Here is a 25,398-nt window from a genome sequence, read left to right on the forward strand (position 1 = left end):
CCAATCCGGGAAGTCTCGGACAAGCCCCGGATTGGCATCCGGGCTACACAAAACCGCGCGGGTTCTGGCTCTGCCAGCGCCACGCATCCGCGCACATCGCGTCGATGTCGCGCGTCGCCGACCAGCCCAGCAGCTCGCGCGCCAGTGACGGGTCCGCATAGCAGGCCGCCACGTCCCCCGGCCGCCGCGGCGTGATGCGATACGGCACCGCCTTGCCGCTCGCCCGCTCGAAGGCCTTCACGACCTCCAGCACGCTGTAGCCGCGCCCGGTGCCCAGGTTCACCGTGACCGATTGCTGCCGCTCCAGCAGGAAGCGCAGCGCCGCCACGTGCCCGTCGGCCAGGTCCATCACGTGGATGTAGTCGCGCACGCCGGTGCCGTCGGGCGTGTCGTAGTCGTCGCCGAACACCTGCAGGAACTCGCGCTGGCCGACCGCCACCTGCGCCACGTACGGCATCAGGTTGTTCGGCACGCCGCGGGGGTCTTCGCCGATGCGCCCGCTCGGGTGCGCGCCGACCGGGTTGAAGTAGCGCAGGAAGGCGATCTGCCAGCCGGGATCGCAGCGCGCCAGCTCGCGCAGCAGCTCCTCGCCCAGCAGCTTGGTCGTGCCGTAGGGGTTGGTCGCCGACAGCGCCGAATCCTCGGTGATCGGCAACTTCTCGGGCTGGCCGTATACCGTGGCCGACGAGCTGAACACCAGCCGCCTCACGCCATGGTCCTGCATCGCCTGCGCGACGTTGATCAGCCCGCCCAGGTTGTTGCGGTAGTACTCGAGCGGCTTCTGCGTCGATTCGCCGACCGCCTTGTGCGCCGCGAAGTGCACCACCGCGTCGATGCGGTGCCGGCGCAACACCGCGTCCATCGCCGCGCGCTCGCAGACGTCGGCCTCGATGAACACCGGCGCGCGGCCGCCCAGCCCGGCCAGCCGGTCCAGCACGACCGGCGAGCTGTTCGCGAAGTTGTCGACCCCGACCACGTCGAAACCGGCGGCCTGCAGCGCAAGCCAGGTGTGGGACGCGATGTAGCCGGTAGCACCGGTCAGCAGGATGGTGGGCATGGAGCGCGCAGGGTGGGGCAGGGCGCTGGATCATAGGTCGGCCCCCCGGCAGCCGACAGCCCCCGGGATGGATGGTCATGGGCCGCCACCTACAATCGCGCGCATGCTGAATGCCTTCTTCGCCTCGCTCGGCGCCAGCGCGCTGGAGCGCATCACCCTGCTGCTCAACCACGTGATCGCGTCCGAGAGCGTCGCCACCGACCGCCTCAAGCCGCATGCCGGGCGCAGCGTGCAGCTGACGCTGACCGGCTGGCCCGCGCTGCTGCCGCCCCCGCCGCAGATCGCCTTCCGCATCACGCCGGCCGGGCTGCTGGAGTGGTGCGGCAACGAGCCGCCGGCCGATCCCCCCCACCCCGCCGACCTGCGCCTGACGCTCGATGCCTCGAACCCCGCCCGCCTTGCGGCGCAATGGTTCGGCGGCGAGCGCCCCAAGGTCGGCATCGAAGGTGATTCGGCCTTCGCCGCCGACGTCAGCTGGCTGATCGACAACCTGCGCTGGGACCTCCAGGACGACCTGGCCAAGGTCATCGGCCCGGGCCCGGCCCACGAGCTGTCGCGCTTTGCCGGCATGGTGGCCGGCGGGCTGCGCGAGGCGGTGCACGTGCTGCAGGGCCTGGTGCGGCGCAACGGGGGCGGTTCCCCCCGATGAGGCACCTGCTGCGGCTGCTGTTCATCGGTTTCATCGTCCTGCGCTACGGCCTCGACGAGCTGGCGCTGTCGGGCTTTCGCCAGCGCTGGGTGCGCGTGCTGGTGTGGGTGATGACGCTCGGCCGGCGCCTGCACGCGCCGCGCGGCGTGCGCCTGCGCGAGGCACTGGAGCGGCTCGGGCCGATCTTCGTCAAGTTCGGCCAGGTGCTGTCGACCCGGCGCGACCTGCTGCCCGACGACCTGGCCGACGAACTGGCGCGGCTGCAGGATCGCGTGCCGCCGTTTCCGGCGGTGGTGGCGCGCCAGCTGGTCGAGCGCGCCTACGGCCGGCCGGTCGAGGACGTGTTCGCCAGCTTCGAGGCCGAGCCGGTGGCCAGCGCGTCGATCGCGCAGGTGCACTTCGCGACGCTCAAGGGCGGCCGGCACGTCGCCGTCAAGGTGCTGCGCCCCGGCATGCTGGCGGTGATCGAGGACGACCTGTCGCTGCTGCGCACGATCGCGCGCTGGATCGAGCGCCTGTCGGCCGACGGCAAGCGGCTCAAGCCGCGCGAGGTGGTGGCCGAATTCGACAACTACCTGCACGACGAGCTCGACCTGGTGCGCGAGGCCGCAAACGCCGCGCAGCTGCGCCGCAACATGCAGGGCCTGAACCTCGTGCTGGTGCCCGAGATGGTGTGGGACCTGTGCACCACCAGCGTGCTGGTGATGGAGCGCATGTACGGCGTGCCGATCAGCCAGACGCAGCGGCTGCGCGAGGCCGGTGTCGACATCCCCAAGCTCGCGCGCGACGGCGTGACGATCTTCTTCACGCAGGTGTTCCGYGACGGYTTCTTCCACGCYGACATGCACCCGGGCAACATCCAGGTGAGCCTGGACCCGAAGACCTTSGGCCACTACATCGCGCTCGATTTCGGCATCGTCGGCACGCTGACCGAGATCGACAAGGAGTACCTGKCGCAGAACTTCATCGCCTTCTTCCGGCGCGACTACAAGCGCGTGGCCGAGCTGCACGTCGAGTCGGGCTGGGTGCCGCCGAACACGCGGGTGGACGAACTCGAAGGTGCGATCCGCGCCGTCTGCGAGCCGCACTTCGACCGGCCGCTGAAGGACATCTCGCTGGGCCAGGTGCTGCTGCGGCTGTTCCAGACCTCGCGCCGCTTCAACGTCGAGATCCAGCCGCAGCTGGTGCTGCTGCAGAAGACGCTGCTGAACGTGGAGGGCCTGGGACGCCAGCTCGACCCCGAGCTCGACCTGTGGAGCACGGCCAAGCCCTTCCTGGAGCGCTGGATGAACGAGCAGGTGGGCTGGCGCGGGCTGCTGCTGCACCTGAAGAAGGAGGCGCCGCGCTACGTGCAGCTGCTGCCCGAGCTGCCGCGGCTGCTGCACGACGCGCTGCGCGCGCCGCGCGGTGGCGACCCGCGCTTGCTGGAGGCGGTGCTGGCCGAGCAGCGGCGCACCAACCGGCTGCTGCGGGCGATCATCTACGGGGCGATCGGGTTCGTGCTGGGGCTGGCGGCGACGCAGGTGAGCCTGCATTGGCGGTGAGCGGCCTGCGTCCGGGCTGAGCTTGGGCGAACGGGGGGGCGGCCCGGCATTTGCATGCGGGTGGCTTCCACAATGGATAATCCCCGCCGCCCTCCATCCGCGCCGCGAGCCAAGGTCGAATGAACACCACCCTGATTTCCTTCGTCGTGCTGTACCTGCTGGGAACCCTGGGCCTGGGCGTCTGGGCCGGCACCCGCATCAAGAACACCAGCGATTTCGCGATCGCCGGCCGCAGCCTGCCGCTGATCATGGTGGTCACCACCACCTTCGCGACCTGGTTCGGCGCCGAGACGGTGATGGGCATCCCGGCCAAGTTCGTGCAGAGCGGCCTGGGCGCCATCGTCGAAGACCCGTTCGGCGCCGGCACCTGCCTGATCCTGGTCGGCCTGTTCTTCGCGACCCGGCTCTACAAGCAGAACCTGCTGACCATCGGCGATTTCTACCGCAAGCGCTATGGCAAGGGCGTCGAGGTGTTCTGCTCGCTGGCCATCATCCTGAGCTACCTCGGCTGGGTGGCGGCGCAGATCACCGCGCTCGGCCTGGTGTTCTCTGTGCTCACCAACGGCGCGATGTCCGAGACCGCCGGCATGATCGTCGGCACGCTGGCGGTGCTGGTCTACGTGGTGGTCGGCGGCTTCCTTGCGGTGGCCTGGACCGACTTCATCCAGATGATCGTGCTGGTGATCGGCCTGTCGATCATCGCCGTGTTCGCGAGCGACCTGGCTGGCGGCAGCGACAAGGTGCTGGCGCTCGCGCAGCAGAAGGACCTGTGGCACTTCCTGCCCGCGCCCAGTTTCACCGAGATCGCGATGTTCGTCGGCGCCGGGCTGACGATGATGCTCGGCAGCATCCCGCAGCAGGACGTGTTCCAGCGCGTGATGTCGGCGCGCAGCCCCGAGACGGCGCGCAACGGCGCGGTGATCGGCGGCGTGAGCTACATCCTGTTCGCCTTCGTGCCGATGTTCATCGTCGCCTGCGCCGTGGTGGTGATGGGCGACAGCGCGCTCGACCTGGCCAAGAACGACTACCAGCGCCTGTTGCCCACCTTCGTGCTGACCAAGATGCCGCTGGTGATGCAGATCCTGTTCTTCGGCGCGCTGCTGTCGGCCATCAAGAGCACCTCGTCGGCCACGCTGCTGGCGCCCAGCACCAGCTTCGTCGAGAACATCCTGAAGAACCTGCGCTCCACCATGACCGACCGCGAGCAGCTGTTCGCGATGCGCAGCACCATCGTCGTGTTCGCCGCGCTGGTGCTGGCCTACGCGATCGCGATGAAGGGCACGTCGATCTACGACCTGGTCTCGGCGGCCTACCAGATCACGCTGGTGGGTGCCTTCGTGCCGTTGGTGATGGGGCTGTACTGGCAGCGCTCCACGACGCAGGGCGCGGTGCTGTCGCTGGGGGCCGGCATCGCGGTGTGGGTGATGTACTTCCCGCAGATTTCCAGCTGGGGCGAGCATTTTCCGGGGCAGCTGGCCGGCCTGATCGCCGCATTTGCGGGCATGATCGTGGGTTCGCTCGCGCCCCAGGTGCTGAAGAACCGGCACGAACCGCGCCACCAGGTGAGCGGCTTGAACGCCTGAGATCTGCCATCACCTGCAAGGCCCGTGGGCTGCGCGCGGCGCGCTGCAAGGCGCGCACGCCCGTCCACTTATAATTTCGTGTTTTGAATCAAAGGCTTAGCCATGCCTATCTACGCCTACCGGTGTGCGGCCTGCGGCCACGCCAAGGACGTGCTGCAGAAGATCTCCGATCCGGTGCTGACCGTGTGCCCGAACTGCGGCGCTGAATCCTTCCAGAAACAAGTCACCGCCGCCGGCTTCCAGCTGAAGGGCTCGGGCTGGTATGTCACCGATTTCCGCAACGGCTCGCAGGCACCGGCCACCGGGGCGGCGCCCGCGGGGGGCGAGGGTGGCAAGGGCGATGGGGCCAAGGGCGATGGCGCCAAGACCGAAGGCGCTGCCGCGCCCAAGGCCGATGCGCCGGCCGCCGCCACGCCGGCGGCTGCCCCGAGCACGCCGGCCGCTTCGTCGGGCGGCGGCAGCGCCTCCGGCGGCAGCCAGTGAGTCCCCAAGGAACCTCGTGAAGAAATACCTGATCGCCGGCCTGCTGGTCTGGCTCCCGCTGGCCGTGACCATCTGGGTGCTGCACTCGGTGCTGGGCCTGCTCGACGACGTGTTCGGCAGCGTCGTGGCCGCCTCGCAGGCGGTGTTGCCCGAGGCCGCGCGCCAGCCGCTGGACGGGCTGCGCTCGATCCCCGGCCTGGGCGTGGTGCTGATGATCGCCGGCCTGCTGCTGACCGGCGTGTTCGCGGCCAACATCTTCGGCCAGTGGTGGCTGTCGCAGGCCAACCGGGTGCTCAACCACATCCCGATCGTCAAGTCGATCTACAGCTCGGTGAAGCAGGTGTCGGACACGCTGTTCTCGAGCAGCGGCAACGCCTTCCGCGAGGCGGTGCTGGTGCAGTACCCGCGCCAGGGCTCGTGGACCATCGCCTTCGTCACCGGCCGCCCGGGCGGCGAGGCCGCCACGCACCTGAGCGGCGACTACCTGAGCGTCTACGTGCCGACCACGCCCAACCCGACCTCGGGCTTCTTCCTGATGGTGCCGCGCGCCGACGTGATCGTGCTGTCGATGAGCGTCGACGAGGCGCTGAAGTACGTGATCTCGATGGGCGTGGTGGCGCCGCCGTCGCCGGTGCCGCCCGTGCCGCCGGTCCTGCCGCCGGAAGCCCCGCGAAATCAGATCGGTTGAGCGACCGCTGGCGAACGCTCAACCACCGCCTACCCTTCTTCAAGCCGGCGCTTGCGCGCGCGCAGCCCGGCACCGACGACCGATCCCTGGAGAGAACACATGAGAACAACGTATTGCGGCCTCGTCAGCGAAGCGCTGATGGGCCAGACCGTGACCCTGATGGGCTGGGCCCACCGCCGCCGCGACCATGGCGGCGTTATCTTCGTCGACCTGCGCGACCGCGAAGGCCTGGTGCAGCTGGTCTGCGACCCCGACCGTGCCGACATGTTCAAGGCCGCCGAGGGCGTGCGCAACGAGTTCTGCCTGAAGATCGTCGGCAAGGTGCGGCCGCGCCCGCCCGGCACCGAGAACGCCAACCTGACGAGCGGCAAGGTCGAGATCCTGTGCCATGAGCTCGAGGTGCTGAACCCGAGCGTGACGCCGCCGTTCCAGCTCGACGACGACAACCTGTCGGAGACCACGCGCCTGACGCACCGCGTGCTCGACCTGCGCCGCCCGGCGATGCAGAAGAACCTGATCCTGCGCTACCGCGTGGCGATGGAGGTGCGCAAGTTCCTGGATGCCAACGGCTTCATCGACATCGAGACGCCGATGCTGACCAAGAGCACGCCCGAGGGCGCGCGCGACTACCTGGTGCCCAGCCGCGTCAACGAAGGCATGTTCTTCGCGCTGCCGCAGAGCCCGCAGCTGTTCAAGCAGCTGCTGATGGTGGCCGGCTTCGACCGCTACTACCAGATCACCAAGTGCTTCCGCGACGAAGACCTGCGCGCCGACCGCCAGCCCGAGTTCACGCAGATCGACATCGAGACCAGCTTCCTGACCGAGGAAGAGATCCGCGGCATGTTCGAGGGCATGATCCGCACGGTGTTCCGCACCACGATGGGCGTGGAGCTGCCGGTGTACCCGACGATGACGTATGCGGACGCGATGTTCCGCTTCGGCTCGGACAAGCCCGACCTGCGCGTGAAGCTCGAGTTCACCGAGCTGACCGACGTGATGAAGGACGTGGACTTCAAGGTCTTCTCGGGCCCGGCCACCAGCAAGGACGGCCGCGTGGTGGCGCTGCGCGTGCCGGGCGGCGGCGAGATGAGCCGCGGCGAGATCGATGCGTACACCGACTTCGTCAAGATCTACGGCGCCAAGGGCCTGGCGTGGATCAAGGTGAACGATGCGGGCAAGGGCCGTGAAGGCCTGCAGAGCCCGATCGTCAAGAACCTGCACGATGCGGCGATCAACGCCATCATCGCGCGCACCGGCGCGCGCAACGGCGACCTGCTGTTCTTCGGGGCCGACAAGGCCAAGGTCGTCAACGACGGCATCGGTGCGCTGCGCGTGAAGATCGGGCACAGCGAGTTCGGCAAGAAGAACGGGCTGTTCGAGGACAAGTGGGCGCCGCTGTGGGTGGTCGACTTCCCGATGTTCGAGTACGACGACGAGGGCGAACGCTGGAACGCGGTGCATCACCCGTTCACCGCACCGAAGGACGGCCACGAAGACTACATGGACACCGATCCGGGCAAGTGCGTGGCCAAGGCCTACGACATGGTGCTCAACGGCTGGGAGCTGGGCGGTGGCTCGGTGCGTATCCACCGCGCCGAGGTGCAGAGCAAGGTGTTCAGCGCGCTGAAGATCGGGCCGGAAGAGGCGCAGCTGAAGTTCGGCTTCCTGCTGGATGCGCTGCAGTACGGCGCGCCGCCGCACGGCGGCCTGGCCTTCGGGCTGGACCGGCTGGTCACGCTGATGACCAAGGCCGAGTCGATCCGCGACGTGATCGCGTTCCCGAAGACGCAGCGCGCGCAAGACCTGCTGACGCATGCCCCGAGCCCGGTGGATGAGAAGCAGCTGCGGGAGTTGCACATTCGGTTGAGGAATCCGCAGGCGGCGTCGGCGGGGTGATTCCTCTGCGCTGCTGAGCTGAAAAAAGAAAATGCCGCCCTTGGGCGGCATTTCGCGTTTGATCTGTCGAATCAGGTTGGTGCCGGTGGCGCGATGCAGAACCGGCCTAGCAACTTGTTCGTGACGTATGGTGCGCTGTCGCCCACCGCGTTTCTGGCCTTTACGGTGACTTCGTAGTAGTTGTCACCTCCGGTGAATTGTCGTGTTCCACCGTTCGCACCGAGAATCACGTCGCTGTCAGTCTTCATCAAGCCGCCCCCGTAAGAAGGAGGTGCGTATTCCCGCAGCGTGAGAACGTATTCGGTGATCGGGCTTCCGCCAGTGGATGTGCCTGCGCTGACTGCGGCGTCGAAGACTTTCCCGCACTGGGCTGTCCAGGAGACAGTCGGCATGCTGGGCACCGTGATCGCCGTCGTTCCCGTGGCTGTCGCGGCACTACTCAGGTTGGCCTGATTCGTGACCGTGACGGTGCACGAATAGGCGGTCCCATTGGGCAGTCCGTTGACCGTTGCCACCATGTTGGACACGGTGGCCGTCTGCACGGTGCTGCCCGCGGTGCACGACAGCCCATAGCTTGCGATGGCGCTGCCGCCGTTCTGCAGCGGCGCGCTCACCACGATGTTCAACGCAGCGTTCCCGGGCGAGGACGTGCCAGGCGTGACGGTCAACCCGGGCGCACTCGGCGCGGTGACCGACGTGGTGGCGCTGGCACTGGCTTGGCTGCCGTCTCCGAAGCTGTTGTGCGCCTTGACCGAGCAGGAGTAGGTCTTGTTGTTGGGCAGGCCGGTGAAGGTCTTGCTCAGGCTGCTCGGCGATGGCGAGAAGCTCAGGCCTCCATCGCAGATCAGCTTGTAGCTGTCGATGCTGGCGCCGCCATTCTGGGCCGGTGCCCCGACCGTGACGGTCAGGGACGCGTTGCCGGCGCTCGCCGGACCCGCGGTCATCGACAGCGTCGGAGCACCGGGCGTCGTGCCGGGCGTGGCCGCCGCTTGCGACGTGCTCGACCCCGCGCTGTTCGTCGCGGTCACCGAGCAACCGTACGACACGCCATTGGTCAGCTCCGTCACGCTGAACTTCCCGTTGTCGATGCCGCCCACCGTGCCGCCCGTGCAGCTCGCAGCGTAGGTTTCACCGGCCACCGGCGTGAAGCTGTAGTTGAGCGTCCGGTCGCCCACGCTCACGGACAACGCCGGCGCGAGTGGCAGCGCGTTGGGCGTCCCGGTGATCGTCGCGGAATCGGTCGACAACGAGCCCCGCGTCGCGCGGACCAGGCATGCGTAGGGCGTGCCGTTGGCGAGCCCGGTCGCCTTCACGCTGCTGGCCGTGCCGGCGCTCTTGTTGATGTCGCCCGGCGAGCACACGAGCGCATAGCTCACGTCGCTGCCGTTGGCCGAGGGCCGCGTGAACGAGACGGTCAGCTCGCCGCTGCCGACCGACGAGATCGCCACATCGGATGCCATGGCCGGCGCCGTCTCCACGACGCCCGCCGAGGGCGTCGCGAGGATGGCTGTCGACGGTTCGCCCGAACCGGCCACGTTGCGCGCGAACACCTTGCACTCGTACGGGTCGCCGTTGGTCAGCTCCGTGACGGTGATGCCGTAGGTGTCCTTGCCCGCGGCGTCGACGGCCCACAACCGGGTCCCGTTCCTGCAATTCGCGGTGTAGCCGCTGATGTCGGCTCCGCCGTCGYCTGCCGGCGCCTGGTAGCTGAGCGTGATGCTGGCGTTGCCGGCTTCGGCGCGAACGTTGGTCGGCGCTTGCGGCGTGGTGCGCGGCTTCGTGCTCTTGGACTCGACGGACCGCGTGCTGCCCGCGGTGTTGGTGGCCTCCACCCAGCAGGCATAGATGCTGCCGTTCTTCAGCCCGCTCACCGTGATCGGGCTGGACGCCGCGGACGGGCTCCGGACGTCGCCACAGGTCGCGGCATGGCTGCTGGCGGGCGAGCCGGCACCGCTGCCCGCGTCGAAGGCCACGGCGATGCTGGCATTGCCCGGGGTCACGCTGAGCAGCACGGGCGCGGGCGGCGCCGTCACTGCGAGCGTCACGGTCTGTGCGGCGGACGCGCTGCTGACAGTGCCCGTCTCGGTGCGGGCGGTCACGACGCAGTCGTAGGGCACGCCGTCGTCCAGTCCGTTCACCGTGATCGGCGAGGTCGTGCCGGTCTGGCTGACCTGCTCGGTCGCGGATGTGCAGGTGACGGTGTAGTCGACCACCGGCGAGCTGCTGTCGGTGACGGGCGTGAAGCTGATCGCCACGCTGCCGTTGCCGGCCGTGGCCTGCACCGCCTGCGGGGCACTCGGCGCGGCGGTGCCGGTGGACACCGGGGCCGCCAGCGCCGTGACGGTCTTCGTGGCCGAGGCGGCGCCCGCGCCGACGTCGTTGACCGCGGCCACGCTGCAGCCGTACGCCGTGCCATTGACCAGGCCGGCGACCAGCACGCTGCGTGCGTCCGGGCCGGTGTCGCGTTTCGCGAGCTTTTCGCCGGCGATGCAGCTGACCCGGTAGCCGGTGATGGGCGACCCGCCGTCCGTGGCGGGGGCCGTGAAGCCGATCGTGGCGGTCGTGTCGCCGCCGATCGCGTCGGTCAGCGTGGGTGCCCCCGGCACGGTGGCGGGCGTGACGGTCACCGCGCCGGAGTCGGCGCTGGTGCCGGCCGGGGTGACGCGGGTCACCACGCAATGGTGTTCCTCGCCATTCTTCAACTGCGGCACGGTGATCGGGCTGGCGCTCGATTCGACGGTGACGACCTGGCTGTCGATGTAGCAGGTCGCCCGGTACAGGTCGCCCGACTCGGTGGCCGTGCCTTTCGCGCGGCGCTTGGACGCACTGGCGCTGGTGCTGCCGGTGTTGAACGCGACGATGGCCGCGCCGGCGCTGCGTGTGACCGCGATGCCGGTGGGTGCCGCCGGCGCCCCGGCCGCCACCAGCGTGCCCGCCAGCGGGGTCACCACCGCCGCAGCGGAGGCCTTGCCGGCTCCCACCGCGTTGAGGGCACTGCTCCAGCAGGTGTGGGGAACGCCGGGGGTCAGCCCCAGTACCACGATCGGGCTGGCGGCGGCGTAGCTGTAAGAGACCTTGTCCGGCGCGAGGCAGACGCCGAGGTACGAGCTGACGGCGGTGCCGCCATCGGTGCTGGATTCGGCGAAGCTGATGACCGCCGAGGTGGCGCCCGCTGTCACCACCACCGAGCCGGGCGCCGCCGGCGTTCCGCTCGTGGACGCCGCGCCGGCGGTCACTGCGGCAGCGCTGGCCGCGGCGCTGGTGCCGCTGCTGTTGACGGCGCTCACGGTGCAGCTGTAGGTGTCCGCGTTGTGCAGGCCGGTCACCAGCACGTCGTCGCTGGCCGTGCCATGCGAGTCGGTGTGCACCTTGACGGTCTCGGTGCTGCTGGTGCACTCCGTGTCGAACCCCGTGACGTTCTGCGGGTTCGAGACCTTGAAGCTCAGCACGATCGACTGGTCTGCCGGCGTGGCGACCACGTCGGATACCGCGGACGGGGCGGCACTGATCACCGTGCCGGTGTCGGCCGCGTCGCTGCCACCGCCACCGCCACCGCCGCCGCAGGCGACGACGAGGCTGGCCAGCAGCAGGCCGAGGGAAGGTGAACGCAAGGATGCAAGCTTCATGGATCGAGAGCTCCGGAAGACCGAGGGGGAGGAATCGGGCGGGTGCCAGCTTGCGCATCGAATGTGGAGAAAAGATGCAGCCGCGAGCACACAGACGGGCCGGTGTCCATCCCCCAGGTCGCGTGCCCGTTCGTCAGTCGGGCCCTGGCATCATCCGGGGCCATTCCGTCCACTGTTTTGAAAAGGATCCCGCCATGAATCGTGTCTGCCTGCTGGCGGGTGTTGCAGCGGCCCTGGTCTTGTCGGGCTGCGGCAAGCAGGGCGCCGAACTCGGGCAAGGGGGCTCGGTCGTCACCGGCTCGGCCGGCCCGGCCGGTGCGCAATCGGCGGCCCGCGAACTGGTCAGGTGCGATGCACCGGTGGCCACGCTCGCGCTGGTGGAGAACCCGAACGGCTACACCATGGTGTCCGGCTACAACTTGCCGCAGTCGCCGGTGCCGCTGGTGCGGCTGCTGGCGCAGCAAAGCGGCTGCTTCCGCGTGGTCGATCGTTCGGCCGGCCTGCGCGCCACGGTGCAGGAGCAGGAGCTGAAGGACGCCGGCATCCTGCGCAAGAACGGCAGCACGGTGGCCAAGGGCAAGGGCTACGAGGCGCAGTATTCGCTGACGCCCAGCCTCACCTTCAGCGAGCAGAACGCCGGCCGCGAGATCGGCGGCATCCTCGGCATGATCCCGGTGCTGAACAAGTTCGTCGGCGTGGCCGACAGCGTCAAGCTGAAGGAAGCGCAGGTGGCGCTGCTGCTGACCGACAACGAGACCACCGAGCAGCTCGCTGCGTCGACCGGCTCGGTGCGCGTGACCGACCTGGGCATGGGTGGGCTGGTGCTGGGCAAGCTGGGCGGTGCGGCGGGGGCCGGGTGGAGCAACAGCAACGAAGGCAAGGTGATCGCCGCGGCCTTCCTGGATGCGCACAACCACCTCGTGACGCAGGTGCGGATGCTGCAGGGCAAGGAGCTGCCGCCGGCGGTGCCGGTGAAGGGTGTGAAGGGCTGAACGTTCCGGGGCTCGGAAATGTGACGAGGCTGACACTCGTCACACGGGCGGCGTGACTTGCTGGCAGGACGATGCGAGGTCCCATGGGTACCGTCGGTGTCCTTGCCATTCACGCTTCGCCCATGCGTTCCATCTTGCGCACATCGTTCCGCTCTCGAACCGATGGATACGTTGACTGCGGACCTCCGCCGGAAGCTGCAGTGATCGACGCCGAGCAATGGAAGCAACTGCTTCGAGAGGCGAGCCATCCCGGTACCATCGAACTGCAAGCGATCGATCCTGGTGACGGATCGATCGACCTGCTGGTGCTGCCGCCCCCGCAGGCCAGGCCCGAACAGCCCACCGTGATCCTCGATCTGGGCGCATGCGCAACGCGCCTGACGGTTCACACCTGGGTGGGTCGGCAGGTGCAATGGCGCGGTCAACTGATCGACGTGGAAGCTCCGCAGGTTCAGGTGTGGATACCTCCTGAAGCGGGCGAACTGCCTGTCCAGTTCGGACGCCCCAAACTGGTGGCCGAGGCCGTGGTGCGACCACCGCTCGAACAACTTCCCAAGGGTTGGACGCCTGTCGAAGAACTGGATGAAGTGGCCTGCAGGCTCGACAAGGCCTCCGTCTTCATCGAGATGGGCCAGGGGATCATCTCGGACAGACTGGAGGTGATGAGCTCGCAGCTGTGGTCGTGCTGCTTCATCGTCGGGATCAACCGGGCGACGGGATTGGCTGGGGCGTATCACTATCCAGCGGCCTCGTTGCACGACCCGCACGTGTGGCTCGACATGAACGCCTGGCGGGATGCATTGCATCCCACGCAGGCGATCTTGCTGAAGCCCGCGTATGGCGCGGAGACCGACACGGGGACGTGGACCGCAAAGGCCGACCTCGATGCACTGGCTGCATGGCTGCAGCATGACGGGGCGCAGCTGGAGATTCGATCGGCTTCCCGTCCCTGGATGCGCAGTGACGGGCGGCAATTCCTGGCCGGAGATGCAGACGCCAAAGGCCTGGGGGACGCCGACCACATCCTGTCCGCGTGCCGTGCTGGTGACTACGCGGACAAGAAGGAACGATTGCTGAGACTGATCGGCAGCGACATGACGAGCCGCCGTTGAGACGCTGGGAACGCCGTCGCTATTGCGGGGCCGCCGGCACCGCTTTGAACGGATTGCGCTCCGGCGCCTCCTCGTGCCGCAGCAACCCCAGCATGCGCCGCGTGATCTGGTTGATCACCGGCTGGCGGTGCCGCACCCACACCTGCATCGCCTGCGGCCTGGCGCCCAGCCGGGCCTTCGGGTCGAGCGCGGTGCGGCCGAACGACACCTCGCGCGCGCCCATCGCGATCGCCTGCTCGATGCTCGCATGCAGCAGCCGCAGGTACAGCGGATGCCCGGCCGCGGCCGCACGGTCGAAGCCGATGTGGTACGCCACCGCGGTCCCACCGTCCAGCAGCGTCGCGATGAAACCCAGCAGCGTGTCGCCGTCGAACACGCCGCTGTGGCGCAGCCGCGGCCCGGCCGCCTTCGTCAGCGCGCCGAAGTAGCCCGGGTGCAGCGTGAACGGCCGCAGGCTCGCGTTCTCGTGCACCTGCAGGTACAGCGCATGCATGCGCGCCAGCAACGCGTCGTCCGGCTCGAACACGCGCACCGACAGCCCGGCCTTGCGCACCGGCTCGACGATCTGGTTCTTCACCGCGCTGCGGTACTTGGAGGCCATGCTGGCCAGGTAGTCGTCGTGCGTCTTCCAGGCCTCGGGCAACGCCAGCACCATGTTGGGCTCGGTGTCGACGCCGCGGTACGACAGGCCTTCCAACACCTGCAGCGCCGGCGCTTCGCGGCTGGTCACGTCCTTGACCATCACGAAGCCGGCCTGCCCGGCCAGCTTCTCGGCGCGGCGCACGCGGTACAGCACCTCGGCCACCGCGGGCCACACCGCCGCCGGGTCGACGTCGGGCGCCATCGCCACCGCATGCATGCCGTAGCTCAGCAGGTTGCCGCACACCAGCACGCGTTCGCTCAGCCGCGTCGCCACGGCCGTGCCGCTGCCGGCCGCGGCGCGCCCGAGCAACTGCTTCAGCCGCGCCCGCTTGCCCTCGGCCGGCGTTACCGCACCGGGCCGCGGCCGCAGCCGTTCGCGTTCGAGCTCGGCCCATTGCATCACCACCGCGGCCACCGGGCCACCGTCATCGCTGATCAGCGCATAGCGCGGCGACAGGCAATCGGGCGGGGCCGCTTCCAGCACGCCCAGGTAGGCGCGGCTGAAGAACCACGACTGGCCGTCGACGACGGCATCCCAGTGGGCCGGGTTCAACTGGCCGAGCACGTCGGCGATGGCGAAGCGCAATCCGCTCGGCCGGCGCAGCCGGCGGCGTTGCGAGAGTTTCAGCTGGAGGGTGGTCAGGCTGGGCATGGGGCGGGAGTTTGCCCGACCCGGGCGCGGGGCATCGGCCGACACGGGCCGGCCGGTGCGAGCCGCTATCCTTCATGCCATGAAGATCCCGGAGTCGGTGCTGGTGCTCGTCCATTCGCCGCAGCGCGAGGTGCTGCTGCTCGAACGGGCCGACGCCCCCGGCAGCTGGCAGAGCGTGACCGGCTCGCGCGCCATGCCCGATGAAGCCCTGCGCGCCACCGCGGTGCGCGAGGTGTCCGAGGAAACCGGCATCGCCATCGGCTCGCCCGGCGTGCCGGCCGAGCGCCTGGTCGACTGGGGGCAGCGCAACGTCTATCCCATCCTGCCGGCCTGGGCGCACCGCTACGCCGCCGGCGTCACCCACAACACCGAGCACGTGTTCTCGCTGCAGGTCGATCGCCAGACGCCGATCCGCCTGAGCCCGCGCGAGCACCTGCGCTACCGGTGGCTGCCCTGGCGCGAGGCGGCAGACTGCTGCTTCTCGCACACCAACGCGGCCGCCATCCTTCAACTGGAGTCCCTCGCGCGATGACGGCGTCAGCATCCACCCTGCATCCGCCGCACATCCTGCGCGTGGCCACCTACAACATCCACAAGGGCGTGCGCGGCGTCGGGCCGCGCAAGCGGCTGGAGATCCACAACCTGGGCCTGGGCATCGAGGCGCTGGACGCCGACGTGGTGTTCCTGCAGGAGGTGCGCAGCTTCCACCACGGCGAGGCGCAGCGCTTTCCAGACACCCACATCGGCTGGCCGCGCATGCCGCAGGCCGACTACCTGGCACCCGACGGCTACCACGCCGCCTACCGCACCAATGCCCGCACGAATGGCGGCGAGCACGGCAATGCGCTGCTGTCGCGCTGGCCGCTGGGCGAGGACATCGGCCACCACGACGTCTCCGACCACCGCTTCGAGCAGCGCGGGCTGCTGCACGCGCGCGTGGACTGGCACGGCGTGCTGGTGCATGCCATCGTGGCCCACCTCGGCCTGATCCATTCGAGCCGGGTGCGCCAGGTCGAGCGCATCGGCGCCTTCGTCGCGAGCCAGGTGCCCGCGCACGAGCCGGTGGTGCTGGCCGGCGATTTCAACGACTGGGGCGGCAAGCTCGACGCGCCGATGCACGCGCTCGGCCTGCGCCGCGCCGAGCGCGCCGGCAGCAGCTCGCAGCGCACCTTCCCGTCGCGCATGCCGGTGTTCTCGCTCGACCGCATCTACACGCGCGGCTTCCGCTGCACCGGCACCTCGGTGCCGCGCGGCGCGGCGTGGGCGCGGATGTCGGACCACCTGCCCCTGGTGGCCGAGCTCGAACTGGAATGACATGACCAGGCACCGCCGCCGCCATCACGGCGAACCGCCGCTGCCCGACGAGCTGTGGCGCACGCTGCCGCGCGCGCTGTTCTGCGGCAACAACCAGGTCGAGCTGCTGTGCGGCGGCGACCAGCTGTTCCCGGCGATGGCGCGCGCGATCGACGCGGCGCGCCACGAGGTCTGGCTGGCCACCTACATCTACCTCGACGAAGGCAGCGCCGGCGTGGTCACGCAGGCGCTGCTGGCGGCTGCGCGGCGCGGCGTCGCGGTGCGCGTGGTGCTCGACGGCTTCGGCTCGCGCGCCTTCCTGCCGCACCTGCAGCCGCTGCTCGAGGACGGCGGCATCGACCTGGCGATCTTCCGCCCCATCACCAGCTGGTGGAGCTGGTTCCAGCCCGGCCAGCTGCGCCGGCTGCACCAGAAGCTGTGCGTGATCGACGGCGAGGTCGGCTTCTGCGGCGGCATCAACCAGATCGACGACCGCATCGACCTGGTGCACGGCGCCACCGAGCAGCCGCGGCTCGACTTCGCGGTGCAGGTGCGCGGGCCGGTGGTCGACCCGATCGAGCAGACCATCCGCGCGGTGTGGACCCGTGCCGAGCTGGGCCAGGACCTGCGCGAGGAGGTGGTCGCGCTGGCGCGCAGCACCGAGCCGATCGCGCGCGCCAAGCGCCTGCTGCGCCGGCTGCGCATGCCGCGCAACAAGGGGTTGCAGCTGAGCCCCGATGCATTGCCGCCGGTGCGCGCCGCCTTCGTGCTGCGCGACAACCTGCGCCAGCGCCGCACCATCGAGCGCAGCTACATCGACGCGATCCGCTCCGCGCGCGAACGTGTCGACCTGATCTCGCCCTACTTCTACCCGGGCCGGCCGTTCCGCCGTGCGCTGCGCGAGGCGGCCGACCGTGGCGTGCCGGTGCGGCTGCTGCTGCAGGGCAAGCTCGACTACCGCATCGCCGGCCTCGCCGCGCGCGTGCTGTACGACGAGCTGCTGAACCACGGCGTGCGCATCTACGAATACACGCCCGCCTTCCTGCATGCCAAGGTGGCGGTGATCGACGGCGACTGGGCCACCGTCGGCAGTTCCAACATCGACCCGCTGTCGCTGCTGCTGAACCTGGAGGCCAACGTGATCGTGCGCGACGAGGCCTTCAGCCAGGCGCTGGCGGCGCGCTTCGACGCGGCCGTCGCGGCGTCGCGCGAGATCGACCCGAAGCAGGCGCATCCGCGCACGCTGCGCGGCGCGCTGCAGCGCGGCTTCGTCGCGTGGTGCGCGCACGTCTACCTGCGCATCGCGGGCTCCACGGGACGGTATTGATGAGTCCCGTAGCCCGGATGCCAATCCGGGAATCGTCCCTCTGGCGTGAAGCCGCCCCGGATTGCCATCCGGGCGACGAGGAGCGGCATGACCACTGACCTTGTCATCGAGCGCCCCGAGGGCCTGTACTGCCCGCCCGGCGACTTCTACATCGACCCATGGCGCCCGGTCGACCGCGCGGTGATCACGCACGCGCACGGCGACCATGCACGCCGCGGCCATGCGCACTACCTGGCCTCCGCGCCGTCCGAAGGCGTGCTGCGCGCGCGCCTCGGCGACGACATCACGCTGCAGACGCTGGCCTACGGCGAGGCCATCGAGCACCACGGCGTGCGGCTGTCGCTGCACCCGGCCGGCCACGTGCTGGGCTCGGCCCAGGTGCGCCTCGAGCACGGCGGGCAGGTCTGGGTCGCGTCGGGCGACTACTTCGTCAGCGGCGCCGGCGACGACAACCGCACCTGCACCGCGTTCCAGCCGGTGCGCTGCGACTGCTTCATCACCGAATCGACCTTCGGCCTGCCGATCTACCGCTGGCAGCCGCAGCACGAGGTGTTCGCCGACATCGATGGCTGGTGGCGCGCCAACGCCGACGCCGGCCGCGCCAGCCTGCTGCTGGGCTACAGCTTCGGCAAGGCGCAGCGCATCCTGGCCGGCGTGGACGCCGGCATCGGGCCGATCGTCGTGCACGGTGCGGTCGAGCCGCTGAACCAGGCCTATCGCGCGGCGGGCGTGCTGCTGCCGGCCACGCAGCGGGTGACGGACATCACCGACAAGGCCAGCCTGGCGCGCGCGCTGGTGGTGGCGCCGCCCTCGGTGCAAGGCTCCGCCTGGACGCGCCGCTTCGGCGACTACAGCGACGCCTTCGCGAGCGGCTGGATGCAGCTGCGCGGCACGCGGCGGCGGCGCGCCGTCGACCGCGGCTTCGTGCTGAGCGACCACGCCGACTGGCCCGGCCTGCAGCGCGCGATCACGGCCACCGGTGCCACGCGCGTGATCGTCACCCACGGCTACGAGGCGGTGATGGTGCGCTGGCTGCAGGAGCAGGGCCTGCAGGCCGGGGCCTTCCACACCGAATATGACGACGAGCGCGAGGAACAGGGCGACAAGGAAGGGACCGCGTGAAGCGCTTCTCGCACCTCTTCGCCGAGCTCGACGCGACCACCGCCACCTCGGCCAAGGTGGCCGCGCTGAAGCGCTACTTCGCCGAGGCAGCCCCGGCCGACGCGGCCTGGGCGGTCTACTTCCTGTCCGGCGGCAAGCCGCGCCAGGTGGTGCCCACCGCGACGCTGCGCACGCTGGCCTGCGAACGCGCCGCCATCAGCGACTGGCTGTTCGAGGAGTGCTACCAGGCCGTCGGCGACCTGGCCGAGACCATCGCGCTGGTGCTGCCGGCGCCGGCGCATGCCGGCGACGTGGGCCTGGCCGACTGGGTCGAGCAGCGGCTGCTGCCCTTGCGCGGGCTGTCGCCCGCCGAGCAGGCGGCGCGCATCACGGTGTTCTGGGACGAGCTCGACACCACCGGCCGCTTCCTGCTGACCAAGCTGATCGGCGGCGGCTTCCGCGTCGGCGTCAGCAAGCTGCTGGTGCAGCGCGCGCTGGCCGAGCTGGGCGGGCTGGACCCGAAGCTGCTCGCGCAGCGGATGATGGGCTGGACCGATGCCAAGGCCTCGCCCGATGCGGCACGCTTTGCGGTGCTGCTGGCGCGCGAAGGCGAGGGCCCGGTGGCGAGCGGGCAGCCGTACCCGTTCTTCCTGGCCCATGCCGTCGAGGCCTCGCTGCCGGAGTTCGACGCCCGCCTGGGTGCGCCGGGCGACTGGCTGGTCGAGTGGAAGTACGACGGCATCCGCGCGCAGATCGTGCGCCGCGCCGGCGGCACCTGGATCTGGTCGCGCGGCGAAGAGCTGGTCACCGAGCGCTTCCCCGAGGTCGTCGAGCTGGCCCGCGAATGGCCCGACGGCACGGTGCTGGATGGCGAGATCCTGGTCTGGAAGGACGGTGCGCCGGCCCCGTTCAACCTGCTGCAGCAGCGCATTGCCCGCAAGACCCTCACGAAGAAGGTGCTGGCCGACGCACCGGCCAGCTTCATCGCCTACGACCTGCTCGAGTGGGACGGCCAGGACCTGCGCGGCCGCCCGCAGCGCGAGCGGCGTGCGCTGCTCGAAGCGGCGGCGGCCGGCCGCGCGATGCGCCTGTCGCCGGTCGAACGGCGCGCCAGCTGGGCCGAACTGGCGACGCTGCGCCAGGAATCGCGCGCCCGCGGCGTCGAGGGCTTCATGCTCAAGCATGCCGATGCGCACTGCGGCAGCGGGCGGCGCAAGCAGGAGGGGCTGGCGGCAGGAACCTGGCTCAAATGGAAGATCGAGCCGCTGAGCGTCGACGCGGTGCTGATCTACGCCCAGGCCGGCCACGGCCGGCGGGCCAGCGTATACACCGACTACACCTTCGCGGTGTGGAACCGCCCGCCGGCCGGCGCGGCCGAGGCGCAGGCGGTGGTCGACGCGATCGCGGCGCGCGAGCCGGCGCACGCCGACGCGCTGCAATTGGTACCGTTCGCGAAGGCGTATTCGGGTTTGAGCGATGACGAATTCCGCGAGGTTGACCGCATCATCCGACAGACGACGATCGAGAAGTTCGGTCCGGTGCGCAGCGTGCGGCCGTCGCTGGTCTTCGAGCTCGGCTTCGAGGGGATCAATGCGAGCCCGCGCCACAAGAGCGGGATTGCCGTGCGCTTTCCACGCATGCTGCGCATACGCCACGACAAGCCTTTGCACGAAGCCGACACGCTGGCTACGCTGCGGGCGTTGATGAACATGACCAGGGAGCCGGGGAATGGCGCTGACAACTGACAAACAGCAGTACGACTGTGACCTGTTCGTGATCGGCGCCGGCAGCGGCGGCGTGCGCGCAAGCCGCATGGCGGCCCAGCTGGGCGCGCGGGTGATCCTGGCCGAGGGCAGTGCGCTGGGCGGCACCTGCGTCAACCTGGGCTGCATCCCGAAGAAGCTCTACAGCTACGCGGCGCATTACCACGAGTCCTTCGCGCAATCGCGCGGCTTCGGCTGGCAGCTCGACGAACCGGTGTTCGACTGGGACGTGCTGAAGGCACGCCGTGGCGCCGAGATCGCGCGCCTGAACGGCGTGTACGCCGAGCTGCTGCGCGGCGCCAGCGTGCAGCTGGTGCGCGGCTGGGCCAAGCTGCTGGACGCGCACACGGTGGCGGTGAAGACCACCACGCACGAGCAGCGCTTCAGTGCGAAGCACATCGTGCTGGCCACCGGCGGCGAGCCGGTGCGGCTGGACCTGCCGGGCAGCGAATGGGCGATGAGTTCGGACGACATGTTCGACCTGTCGCCGTTCCCGAAGCGGCTGGTGGTGGTGGGCGGCGGCTACATCGCCTGCGAGTTCGCGTCGATCTTCAACGGGCTGGGCTCGAAGGTGACCTTGCTGCACCGCGGGCCGCAGCTGCTGCGCGGCTTCGATGCCGAGATCGCGCACTTCATGGCGGCCGAGATGCGCAAGAAGGGCGTCGACATCCGGCTGAACGCGCGCATCGCCGCGGTGGAGCGGCGCGGCGAGATGCAGCGGCTGCAGCTGGCCGACGACAGCGTGCTGGAGGCCGACACCGTGCTGCACGCCGCCGGCCGGCGCGCGCGCAGCCGGGGGCTCGGGCTGGCCGAGGCGGGCGTGCGGGTGAATGCCGACGCCACGGTGCCGGTGGACGCGCACTTCACCACCAACGTGCCGTCGGTGCATGCGCTGGGAGACCTGGTGGGGCACAAGGCGCTGACCCCGGTGGCGCTGGCCGAGGCGATGCTGCTGATCGACCACCTGTTCGGCGAGGGCAAGCGGCAGCCGCTGGACTACGGCACGGTGCCGACGGCGATCTTCACGCACCCGAACGTCGGCACGGTGGGGCTGGGCGAGGAGGCGGCGCGTGCCGAGCACGGCACGCTGCGCATCTACCGCAGCGAGTTCAAGCCGCTGCAGCACACGCTGAGCGGCAGCACCGAGCGCACGCTGCTGAAGCTGGTGGTCGACGACGCGAGCGACCGGCTGCTGGGCGCGCACATGGTGGGTGCCGATGCCGGCGAGGTGGTGCAGGGCTTTGCGGTGGCGGTGCAGGCGGGGCTGACGAAGGCGCAGCTCGATCGCACGATCGGCATCCACCCGACGGTGGCGGAGGAGTTCGTGACGATGCGGGTGCCGGTGTCGCGGAAGTAAGCCGGCCCGCTGCCCGTAGCCCGGATGAAGCGCAGCGGAATCCGGGATCCTCAGGTCACTTCAGTTCCAGCCGCAGCGGCGACGCAGCCCGGAACGATCCCACCTCGATGCCATTCCAGTTGCGCAGCGTCGTCTCGCTCAGCCCGCGCATGAACGCCGCATCCTCGTCATCCAGCGCCAGCAAGGCCTCGATCGCGGCCGCCATCGCGACCTCGGCGGCCCGCGCCGTGTTGCCATCGTCCATCTTGATCGCGACGCCGAGCCCGCGCTCGGGCAGCGCGGCGCAGTAGACGCCCTCCGCCCCCACCTTCACGAAGGCGCGCTCGCCCAGCCGCTCCATCACCCGCGTGTCGAACCGCCCGGTGCCGGCCACCATGAACGGTGCCCGTGCGACGGCATGGCGCAGCTGCTTCGCTGCGCGCGCATGCCCCGGTGACAGACCGACCCCGGTGCCGACGCGCGCGAAGGCGTGCGCCAGGTGGCGCAGCGGGATCGCGAAGGTCGGGATCGAGCAGCCATCGGTGCCGCGCGGCGCCGTCGACAGGTCGAAGCCGGTGGTGGCCTGCAGCGCCGCCGTCACTTCGCGCATCACCGGGTGGTCCGCATCGACATAGCCCTTCGCGTACTGCTGCAGGTCGACGCCGTTCGACTGCGCACAGGCCAGGCACAGGAAGCCGGCATGCTTGCCGGAGCAATTGTTGTTCAGCGCGGTCGGCTGCAGCCCTTGCGCGGCCAGCGCGCGCGACGCCGTGTCCAGCAAGGGCCAGTGGGCACCGCATTCCAGTGCCGTCGCGTCCAGGCCGGCCTTGGCCAGCATGCCGGCGGCGGTCGCGGCGTGCACTTCCTCGCCGTTGTGCGACGCGCAGGCCAGCGCCAGCTCTTCGTCGGAAAGCCCCAGCCGCTCGGCAGCGCCGCTGGCCACCAGCGGCAGCGCCTGCAGCACCTTGACGGCAGAGCGAGGAAAGATCGGCCGCTCGATGTCGCCCAGCTGGGCGAGCACGCCGCCGTCGGCGTCCACGACGGCCACCGCACCGGCATGGCGCGACTCCACGTGCACGCCACGCAACACTTCGACGAGGATCGGATTCATACGGGTCTCCAGGCCGCAACTCTATCGACAATGCGCGTTCCGCCCGCCGCTGCCGATTCCATGTCCCTGTTCGCGCTGTCCCTGGTCCTGATCGCCGCCCTGCTGCATGCCACCTGGAACCTGGTCGCCAAGAAAGCCGGCGGCGACAGCCGCTTCGCGCTGCTGTCCAGCCTGATGATCGTGGTGCTGTGGGCGCCGGTGGGCATCTGGGCGGCGTGGGACACGGTGCCGCTGTGGGGTCTCAAGGAATGGGCGCTGATCTTCGCGAGCGGCATCGCCCACCTGGTGTACTTCAACGTGTTGCTGCGCGGCTATGCGGCCAGCGACCTGACGGTGGTGTACCCGGTGGCGCGCGGCACCGGGCCGCTGATCAGCTCGTTCGGGGCCTTGCTGCTGCTCGACGAGCACATGAGCCTCGCGGGCGTGCTGGGCGTGCTGGCGGTCACCGGCGGCGTGTTCCTGATTGCCGGCGGCCCGTCGCTGTGGGCGCGCGCGCACGACCCGGTGCAGCGCCGGCGCGTGATGGCCGGCCTGGGCTACGGCGCAGCCACCGGCTGCATGATCGCGCTGTACACGCTGATCGACGGCTACTCGGTCAAGGTGATGCTGATCTCGCCGATCCTGATCGACTACTTCGGCAACCTGGCGCGGCTGCCGTTCATGCTGCCCGGCGCGTTGCGCAAGCCCGCGGCGTTCATGGAATCGGCGCGCGCGCTGTGGAAGCACGCGCTGGTGCTGGCGGCGATCAGCCCGCTGGGCTACATCCTGGTGCTGTATGCGGCGCGGCTGGCGCCGCTCTCGCACGTGGCGCCGGCGCGCGAGGTGTCGATGCTGTTCGCGGCACTGCTCGGGGGGCGTTTGCTCGGCGAGGGCGAGCGTGGTACGCGCATCGCGGGGGCGGCGTGCATTGCGGCGGGCGTGGTGGGCCTTGCCACCGGGTGACCCGGATTGCGCTTCGCTCCATCCGGGTCGGCGCCCGCATCACCCGCGCACGAACGCCCGCAACTCGGCCGCCATCCGCTTCAACGACGGCTGGTGGATGTACATCATGTGGCCGGCCTCGAAGTAGCTGACGCGGATGTTCTGCCGCAGCGGCTCGCGCAACCCCAGGTGGTTCAGCGTGTAGTCGCCGGCCGCATGCGGCGTCGCGAGGTCGTAGTACCCGCTCGCCACGTACACCCGCATTGCAGGATTGGCATGCAGCGCGCGCCGCAGGCTGCCGCCGACGTTGACGTACTTGCCCGCGAAATCCTTCCAGCCCCACTTGTCCCAGATCGGCGCATGCACCACGTAGGGTGCATCGGTCTCGTACTGCAGCGTGTCCTTCAGCAGCCGGTTGATGCCGCTCGCGTACGCGCCCAGCAGGTTGCTCATCGCCGGGTCGCTCTCGGGCTCCTCGCCGGCGTCGTCGCGGTCCAGCCCGAGGAAGCGGCTGTCCAGCCGGCCCACCGTCTGGCCGCGCTCTCGCAGCAGTTCCTTGAAGTAGCGGAACTCGCGCGGCCGCAGGTCGCAACGCAGCACGTACTCGACACTCAATCCGCTGTACAGCGCCACCTGGCCGGCGATGCGCTGGCGCTCCCTGGCGTCGAGCGCCGAGCCCCGCATCAGCGCCACCGTGTAGTCGCCGAGCGCAAACGCCTCGGCCGCTGCCAGCACCTCGGCCAGCGGCTTCTTCTGCAGCGCGGGGCTCAAGGCCTTGTGGTACCACGCGGTCGCCGCATAGGTCGGCAGGAACAGCGGATAGGGCAGCTCGTTGCCGTGGTCGAAATGCAATGTCTGCAGGTCGACCGCCAGCGACACCAGCATCACGCCGTTCAGGAAGATGTCGTGCTTGTCCTGCAGGTGCAGCGACAGCCCGGCCGCGCGCGTGGTGCCGTAGCTCTCGCCGATCAGGTACTTCGGGCTGCCCCATCGGCCGTAGCGCGCGAGGTACAGCCGGATGAACTCGCCGACCGCATCCAGGTCGCGCTGGTAGTCGTGGAACTCGGCCACCTTCTCGCCCTCGGCCATGCGCGAGTGGCCGGTGCCCACCGGGTCGATGAAGACCAGGTCGCTGTCGGTCAGCAGCGTGTGCTCGTTGTCCGCCAGCGCATAGGGCGGTGGCGGCGCGTTGCCCATCTCGTCGGTGACCACGCGCTGCGGGCCCAGGATGCCCAGGTGCAGCCACACGCTGCTCGAGCCCGGGCCGCCGTTGAAGCTGAAGGTCAGCGGGCGCTTCCCGCTCGACGGCCCCTTCAGCGTGTACGCGACGAAGAACAGGCTGGCGCGCGGCTTGTCGGCGCTGCGCTGGCCTTCGTGCTGCTCGTCCTCGCGCAGCACCAGCGTGCCGCAGGTGACGCTGTACTCCAGCGTCTTCTTGCCGACCACCGTGCGGTGCTCGGTGGTGACGAGGCGCTCCTTGATCTCCTGCCGGGGCGCCGGGGTGTCGGGGGTCTTGTCGGTCATGGATGGGTGGTGAGGGCCTGTTAACACTACGGGAAGGCTCGCGCCGGTGCCTGGCAAGGCGCTGGGCAAGGCGCGACGCGCAGCCCGGGTGGGGTACC

20 protein-coding genes are annotated in these 25,398 nt (G+C 69.8%); 15 read left to right on the forward strand and 5 right to left on the reverse strand.

Annotated elements, in window-relative coordinates; translation table 11 throughout:
• Nucleotides 1-43: 43 nt before the first annotated feature.
• Entirely contained in the window at nucleotides 44-1,057 is a 1,014-nt protein-coding gene (gene galE / locus AC1DYN_RS16675) for a UDP-glucose 4-epimerase GalE (protein WP_477961480.1), read from the reverse strand.
• Between the two features lie 103 nt (nucleotides 1,058-1,160).
• On the opposite strand from galE, the gene AC1DYN_RS16680 reads away from it, so the two are divergent.
• The 6 genes from AC1DYN_RS16680 to aspS all read left to right on the forward strand — a co-directional run bounded on the left by AC1DYN_RS16680 (nucleotide 1,161) and on the right by aspS (nucleotide 7,900).
• A complete protein-coding gene (locus AC1DYN_RS16680) occupies nucleotides 1,161-1,706 on the forward strand; it encodes a hypothetical protein (protein WP_477961482.1) in 546 nt (181 codons plus the stop codon).
• Nucleotides 1,703-3,250: a ubiquinone biosynthesis regulatory protein kinase UbiB gene (ubiB, locus tag AC1DYN_RS16685; protein WP_477961484.1), complete on the forward strand. Its 1,548-nt coding sequence runs from the start codon at nucleotides 1,703-1,705 to the stop codon at nucleotides 3,248-3,250. The genes AC1DYN_RS16680 and ubiB overlap by 4 nt, the downstream gene beginning before the upstream one ends.
• Before the next feature lie 119 nt (nucleotides 3,251-3,369).
• Nucleotides 3,370-4,833 carry a high affinity choline transporter 1 gene (locus tag AC1DYN_RS16690; RefSeq protein ID WP_477961486.1) on the forward strand — a complete coding sequence of 488 codons (1,464 nt, stop codon included), beginning with the start codon at nucleotides 3,370-3,372 and terminating at the stop codon, nucleotides 4,831-4,833.
• A gap of 102 nt (nucleotides 4,834-4,935) precedes the next feature.
• Nucleotides 4,936-5,316 (forward strand): FmdB family zinc ribbon protein, encoded by a 381-nt coding sequence (locus AC1DYN_RS16695; RefSeq protein ID WP_477961488.1) that lies wholly within the window; start codon nucleotides 4,936-4,938, stop codon nucleotides 5,314-5,316.
• 16 nt (nucleotides 5,317-5,332) lie between these two features.
• Nucleotides 5,333-6,004 (forward strand): DUF502 domain-containing protein, encoded by a 672-nt coding sequence (locus AC1DYN_RS16700; RefSeq protein WP_477961489.1) that lies wholly within the window; start codon nucleotides 5,333-5,335, stop codon nucleotides 6,002-6,004.
• Between the two features lie 99 nt (nucleotides 6,005-6,103).
• Nucleotides 6,104-7,900 (forward strand): aspartate--tRNA ligase, encoded by a 1,797-nt coding sequence (aspS, locus tag AC1DYN_RS16705; RefSeq protein ID WP_477961490.1) that lies wholly within the window; start codon nucleotides 6,104-6,106, stop codon nucleotides 7,898-7,900.
• Between the two features lie 71 nt (nucleotides 7,901-7,971).
• Here the strand turns inward: aspS and AC1DYN_RS16710 are convergent, their stop codons facing one another.
• Complete coding sequence (locus AC1DYN_RS16710; RefSeq protein WP_477961492.1) at nucleotides 7,972-11,526, reverse strand: fibronectin type III domain-containing protein; 3,555 nt, start codon at nucleotides 11,524-11,526, stop codon at nucleotides 7,972-7,974.
• Between the two features lie 194 nt (nucleotides 11,527-11,720).
• Here AC1DYN_RS16710 and AC1DYN_RS16715 point away from each other — a divergent pair, with 194 nt between their 5' ends.
• Nucleotides 11,721-12,518: a CsgG/HfaB family protein gene (locus tag AC1DYN_RS16715; protein ID WP_477961494.1), complete on the forward strand. Its 798-nt coding sequence runs from the start codon at nucleotides 11,721-11,723 to the stop codon at nucleotides 12,516-12,518.
• A 200-nt stretch (nucleotides 12,519-12,718) separates the two neighbouring features.
• Entirely contained in the window at nucleotides 12,719-13,630 is a 912-nt protein-coding gene (locus AC1DYN_RS16720; protein ID WP_477961496.1) for a hypothetical protein, read from the forward strand.
• A 19-nt stretch (nucleotides 13,631-13,649) separates the two neighbouring features.
• Here AC1DYN_RS16720 and AC1DYN_RS16725 read toward each other — a convergent pair whose 3' ends face one another.
• Entirely contained in the window at nucleotides 13,650-14,924 is a 1,275-nt protein-coding gene (locus AC1DYN_RS16725; RefSeq protein WP_477961498.1) for a GNAT family N-acetyltransferase, read from the reverse strand.
• 79 nt (nucleotides 14,925-15,003) lie between these two features.
• On the opposite strand from AC1DYN_RS16725, the gene nudB reads away from it, so the two are divergent.
• The 6 genes from nudB (at nucleotide 15,004) to gorA (ending at nucleotide 21,765) form a co-directional block, all read left to right on the forward strand.
• Entirely contained in the window at nucleotides 15,004-15,456 is a 453-nt protein-coding gene (gene nudB, locus AC1DYN_RS16730; RefSeq protein ID WP_477961500.1) for a dihydroneopterin triphosphate diphosphatase, read from the forward strand.
• Entirely contained in the window at nucleotides 15,453-16,238 is a 786-nt protein-coding gene (locus AC1DYN_RS16735; RefSeq protein WP_477961502.1) for an endonuclease/exonuclease/phosphatase family protein, read from the forward strand. Before nudB ends, AC1DYN_RS16735 begins: the two co-directional genes overlap by 4 nt.
• Before the next feature lies 1 nt (nucleotide 16,239).
• Nucleotides 16,240-17,544 (forward strand): cardiolipin synthase ClsB, encoded by a 1,305-nt coding sequence (gene clsB, locus AC1DYN_RS16740; RefSeq protein ID WP_477961504.1) that lies wholly within the window; start codon nucleotides 16,240-16,242, stop codon nucleotides 17,542-17,544.
• 87 nt (nucleotides 17,545-17,631) lie between these two features.
• Nucleotides 17,632-18,666, forward strand: a complete 1,035-nt coding sequence (locus tag AC1DYN_RS16745) for a ligase-associated DNA damage response exonuclease (protein ID WP_477961506.1) — start codon at nucleotides 17,632-17,634, stop codon at nucleotides 18,664-18,666.
• Nucleotides 18,663-20,390, forward strand: coding sequence for an ATP-dependent DNA ligase (locus AC1DYN_RS16750; protein WP_477961508.1), 1,728 nt, complete (start codon nucleotides 18,663-18,665; stop codon nucleotides 20,388-20,390). Before AC1DYN_RS16745 ends, AC1DYN_RS16750 begins: the two co-directional genes overlap by 4 nt.
• Nucleotides 20,374-21,765 (forward strand): glutathione-disulfide reductase, encoded by a 1,392-nt coding sequence (gene gorA, locus AC1DYN_RS16755; protein ID WP_477961510.1) that lies wholly within the window; start codon nucleotides 20,374-20,376, stop codon nucleotides 21,763-21,765. Before AC1DYN_RS16750 ends, gorA begins: the two co-directional genes overlap by 17 nt.
• Nucleotides 21,766-21,820: 55 nt before the next feature.
• Here gorA and AC1DYN_RS16760 read toward each other — a convergent pair whose 3' ends face one another.
• Nucleotides 21,821-22,855 carry an asparaginase gene (locus tag AC1DYN_RS16760; RefSeq protein ID WP_477961512.1) on the reverse strand — a complete coding sequence of 345 codons (1,035 nt, stop codon included), beginning with the start codon at nucleotides 22,853-22,855 and terminating at the stop codon, nucleotides 21,821-21,823.
• A gap of 60 nt (nucleotides 22,856-22,915) precedes the next feature.
• On the opposite strand from AC1DYN_RS16760, the gene AC1DYN_RS16765 reads away from it, so the two are divergent.
• Nucleotides 22,916-23,797, forward strand: coding sequence for an EamA family transporter (locus AC1DYN_RS16765; RefSeq protein ID WP_477961514.1), 882 nt, complete (start codon nucleotides 22,916-22,918; stop codon nucleotides 23,795-23,797).
• Nucleotides 23,798-23,836: 39 nt separating this feature from the next.
• Here the strand turns inward: AC1DYN_RS16765 and AC1DYN_RS16770 are convergent, their stop codons facing one another.
• Complete coding sequence (locus tag AC1DYN_RS16770) at nucleotides 23,837-25,300, reverse strand: S10 family peptidase (RefSeq protein ID WP_477961516.1); 1,464 nt, start codon at nucleotides 25,298-25,300, stop codon at nucleotides 23,837-23,839.
• Nucleotides 25,301-25,398 lie beyond the last annotated feature (98 nt).

Source organism: Rhizobacter sp. P2_D12, from assembly GCF_056404395.1.

Excerpts from the sequence above, each read along its gene's own strand:
- AC1DYN_RS16680 (WP_477961482.1), top strand. The coding sequence starts at position 1,161 with ATGCTGAATGCCTTCTTCGCCTCGCTCGGCGCCAGCGCGCTGGAGCGC.
- clsB (WP_477961504.1), top strand. The coding sequence starts at position 16,240 with ATGACCAGGCACCGCCGCCGCCATCACGGCGAACCGCCGCTGCCCGAC.
- AC1DYN_RS16715 (WP_477961494.1), top strand. The coding sequence starts at position 11,721 with ATGAATCGTGTCTGCCTGCTGGCGGGTGTTGCAGCGGCCCTGGTCTTG.
- AC1DYN_RS16735 (WP_477961502.1), top strand. The coding sequence starts at position 15,453 with ATGACGGCGTCAGCATCCACCCTGCATCCGCCGCACATCCTGCGCGTG.
- AC1DYN_RS16760 (WP_477961512.1), bottom strand. The coding sequence starts at position 22,855 with ATGAATCCGATCCTCGTCGAAGTGTTGCGTGGCGTGCACGTGGAGTCG.
- AC1DYN_RS16695 (WP_477961488.1), top strand. The coding sequence starts at position 4,936 with ATGCCTATCTACGCCTACCGGTGTGCGGCCTGCGGCCACGCCAAGGAC.
- AC1DYN_RS16690 (WP_477961486.1), top strand. The coding sequence starts at position 3,370 with ATGAACACCACCCTGATTTCCTTCGTCGTGCTGTACCTGCTGGGAACC.
- galE (WP_477961480.1), bottom strand. The coding sequence starts at position 1,057 with ATGCCCACCATCCTGCTGACCGGTGCTACCGGCTACATCGCGTCCCAC.
- AC1DYN_RS16770 (WP_477961516.1), bottom strand. The coding sequence starts at position 25,300 with ATGACCGACAAGACCCCCGACACCCCGGCGCCCCGGCAGGAGATCAAG.
- gorA (WP_477961510.1), top strand. The coding sequence starts at position 20,374 with ATGGCGCTGACAACTGACAAACAGCAGTACGACTGTGACCTGTTCGTG.
- AC1DYN_RS16745 (WP_477961506.1), top strand. The coding sequence starts at position 17,632 with ATGACCACTGACCTTGTCATCGAGCGCCCCGAGGGCCTGTACTGCCCG.
- nudB (WP_477961500.1), top strand. The coding sequence starts at position 15,004 with ATGAAGATCCCGGAGTCGGTGCTGGTGCTCGTCCATTCGCCGCAGCGC.
- AC1DYN_RS16765 (WP_477961514.1), top strand. The coding sequence starts at position 22,916 with ATGTCCCTGTTCGCGCTGTCCCTGGTCCTGATCGCCGCCCTGCTGCAT.
- aspS (WP_477961490.1), top strand. The coding sequence starts at position 6,104 with ATGAGAACAACGTATTGCGGCCTCGTCAGCGAAGCGCTGATGGGCCAG.
- AC1DYN_RS16725 (WP_477961498.1), bottom strand. The coding sequence starts at position 14,924 with ATGCCCAGCCTGACCACCCTCCAGCTGAAACTCTCGCAACGCCGCCGG.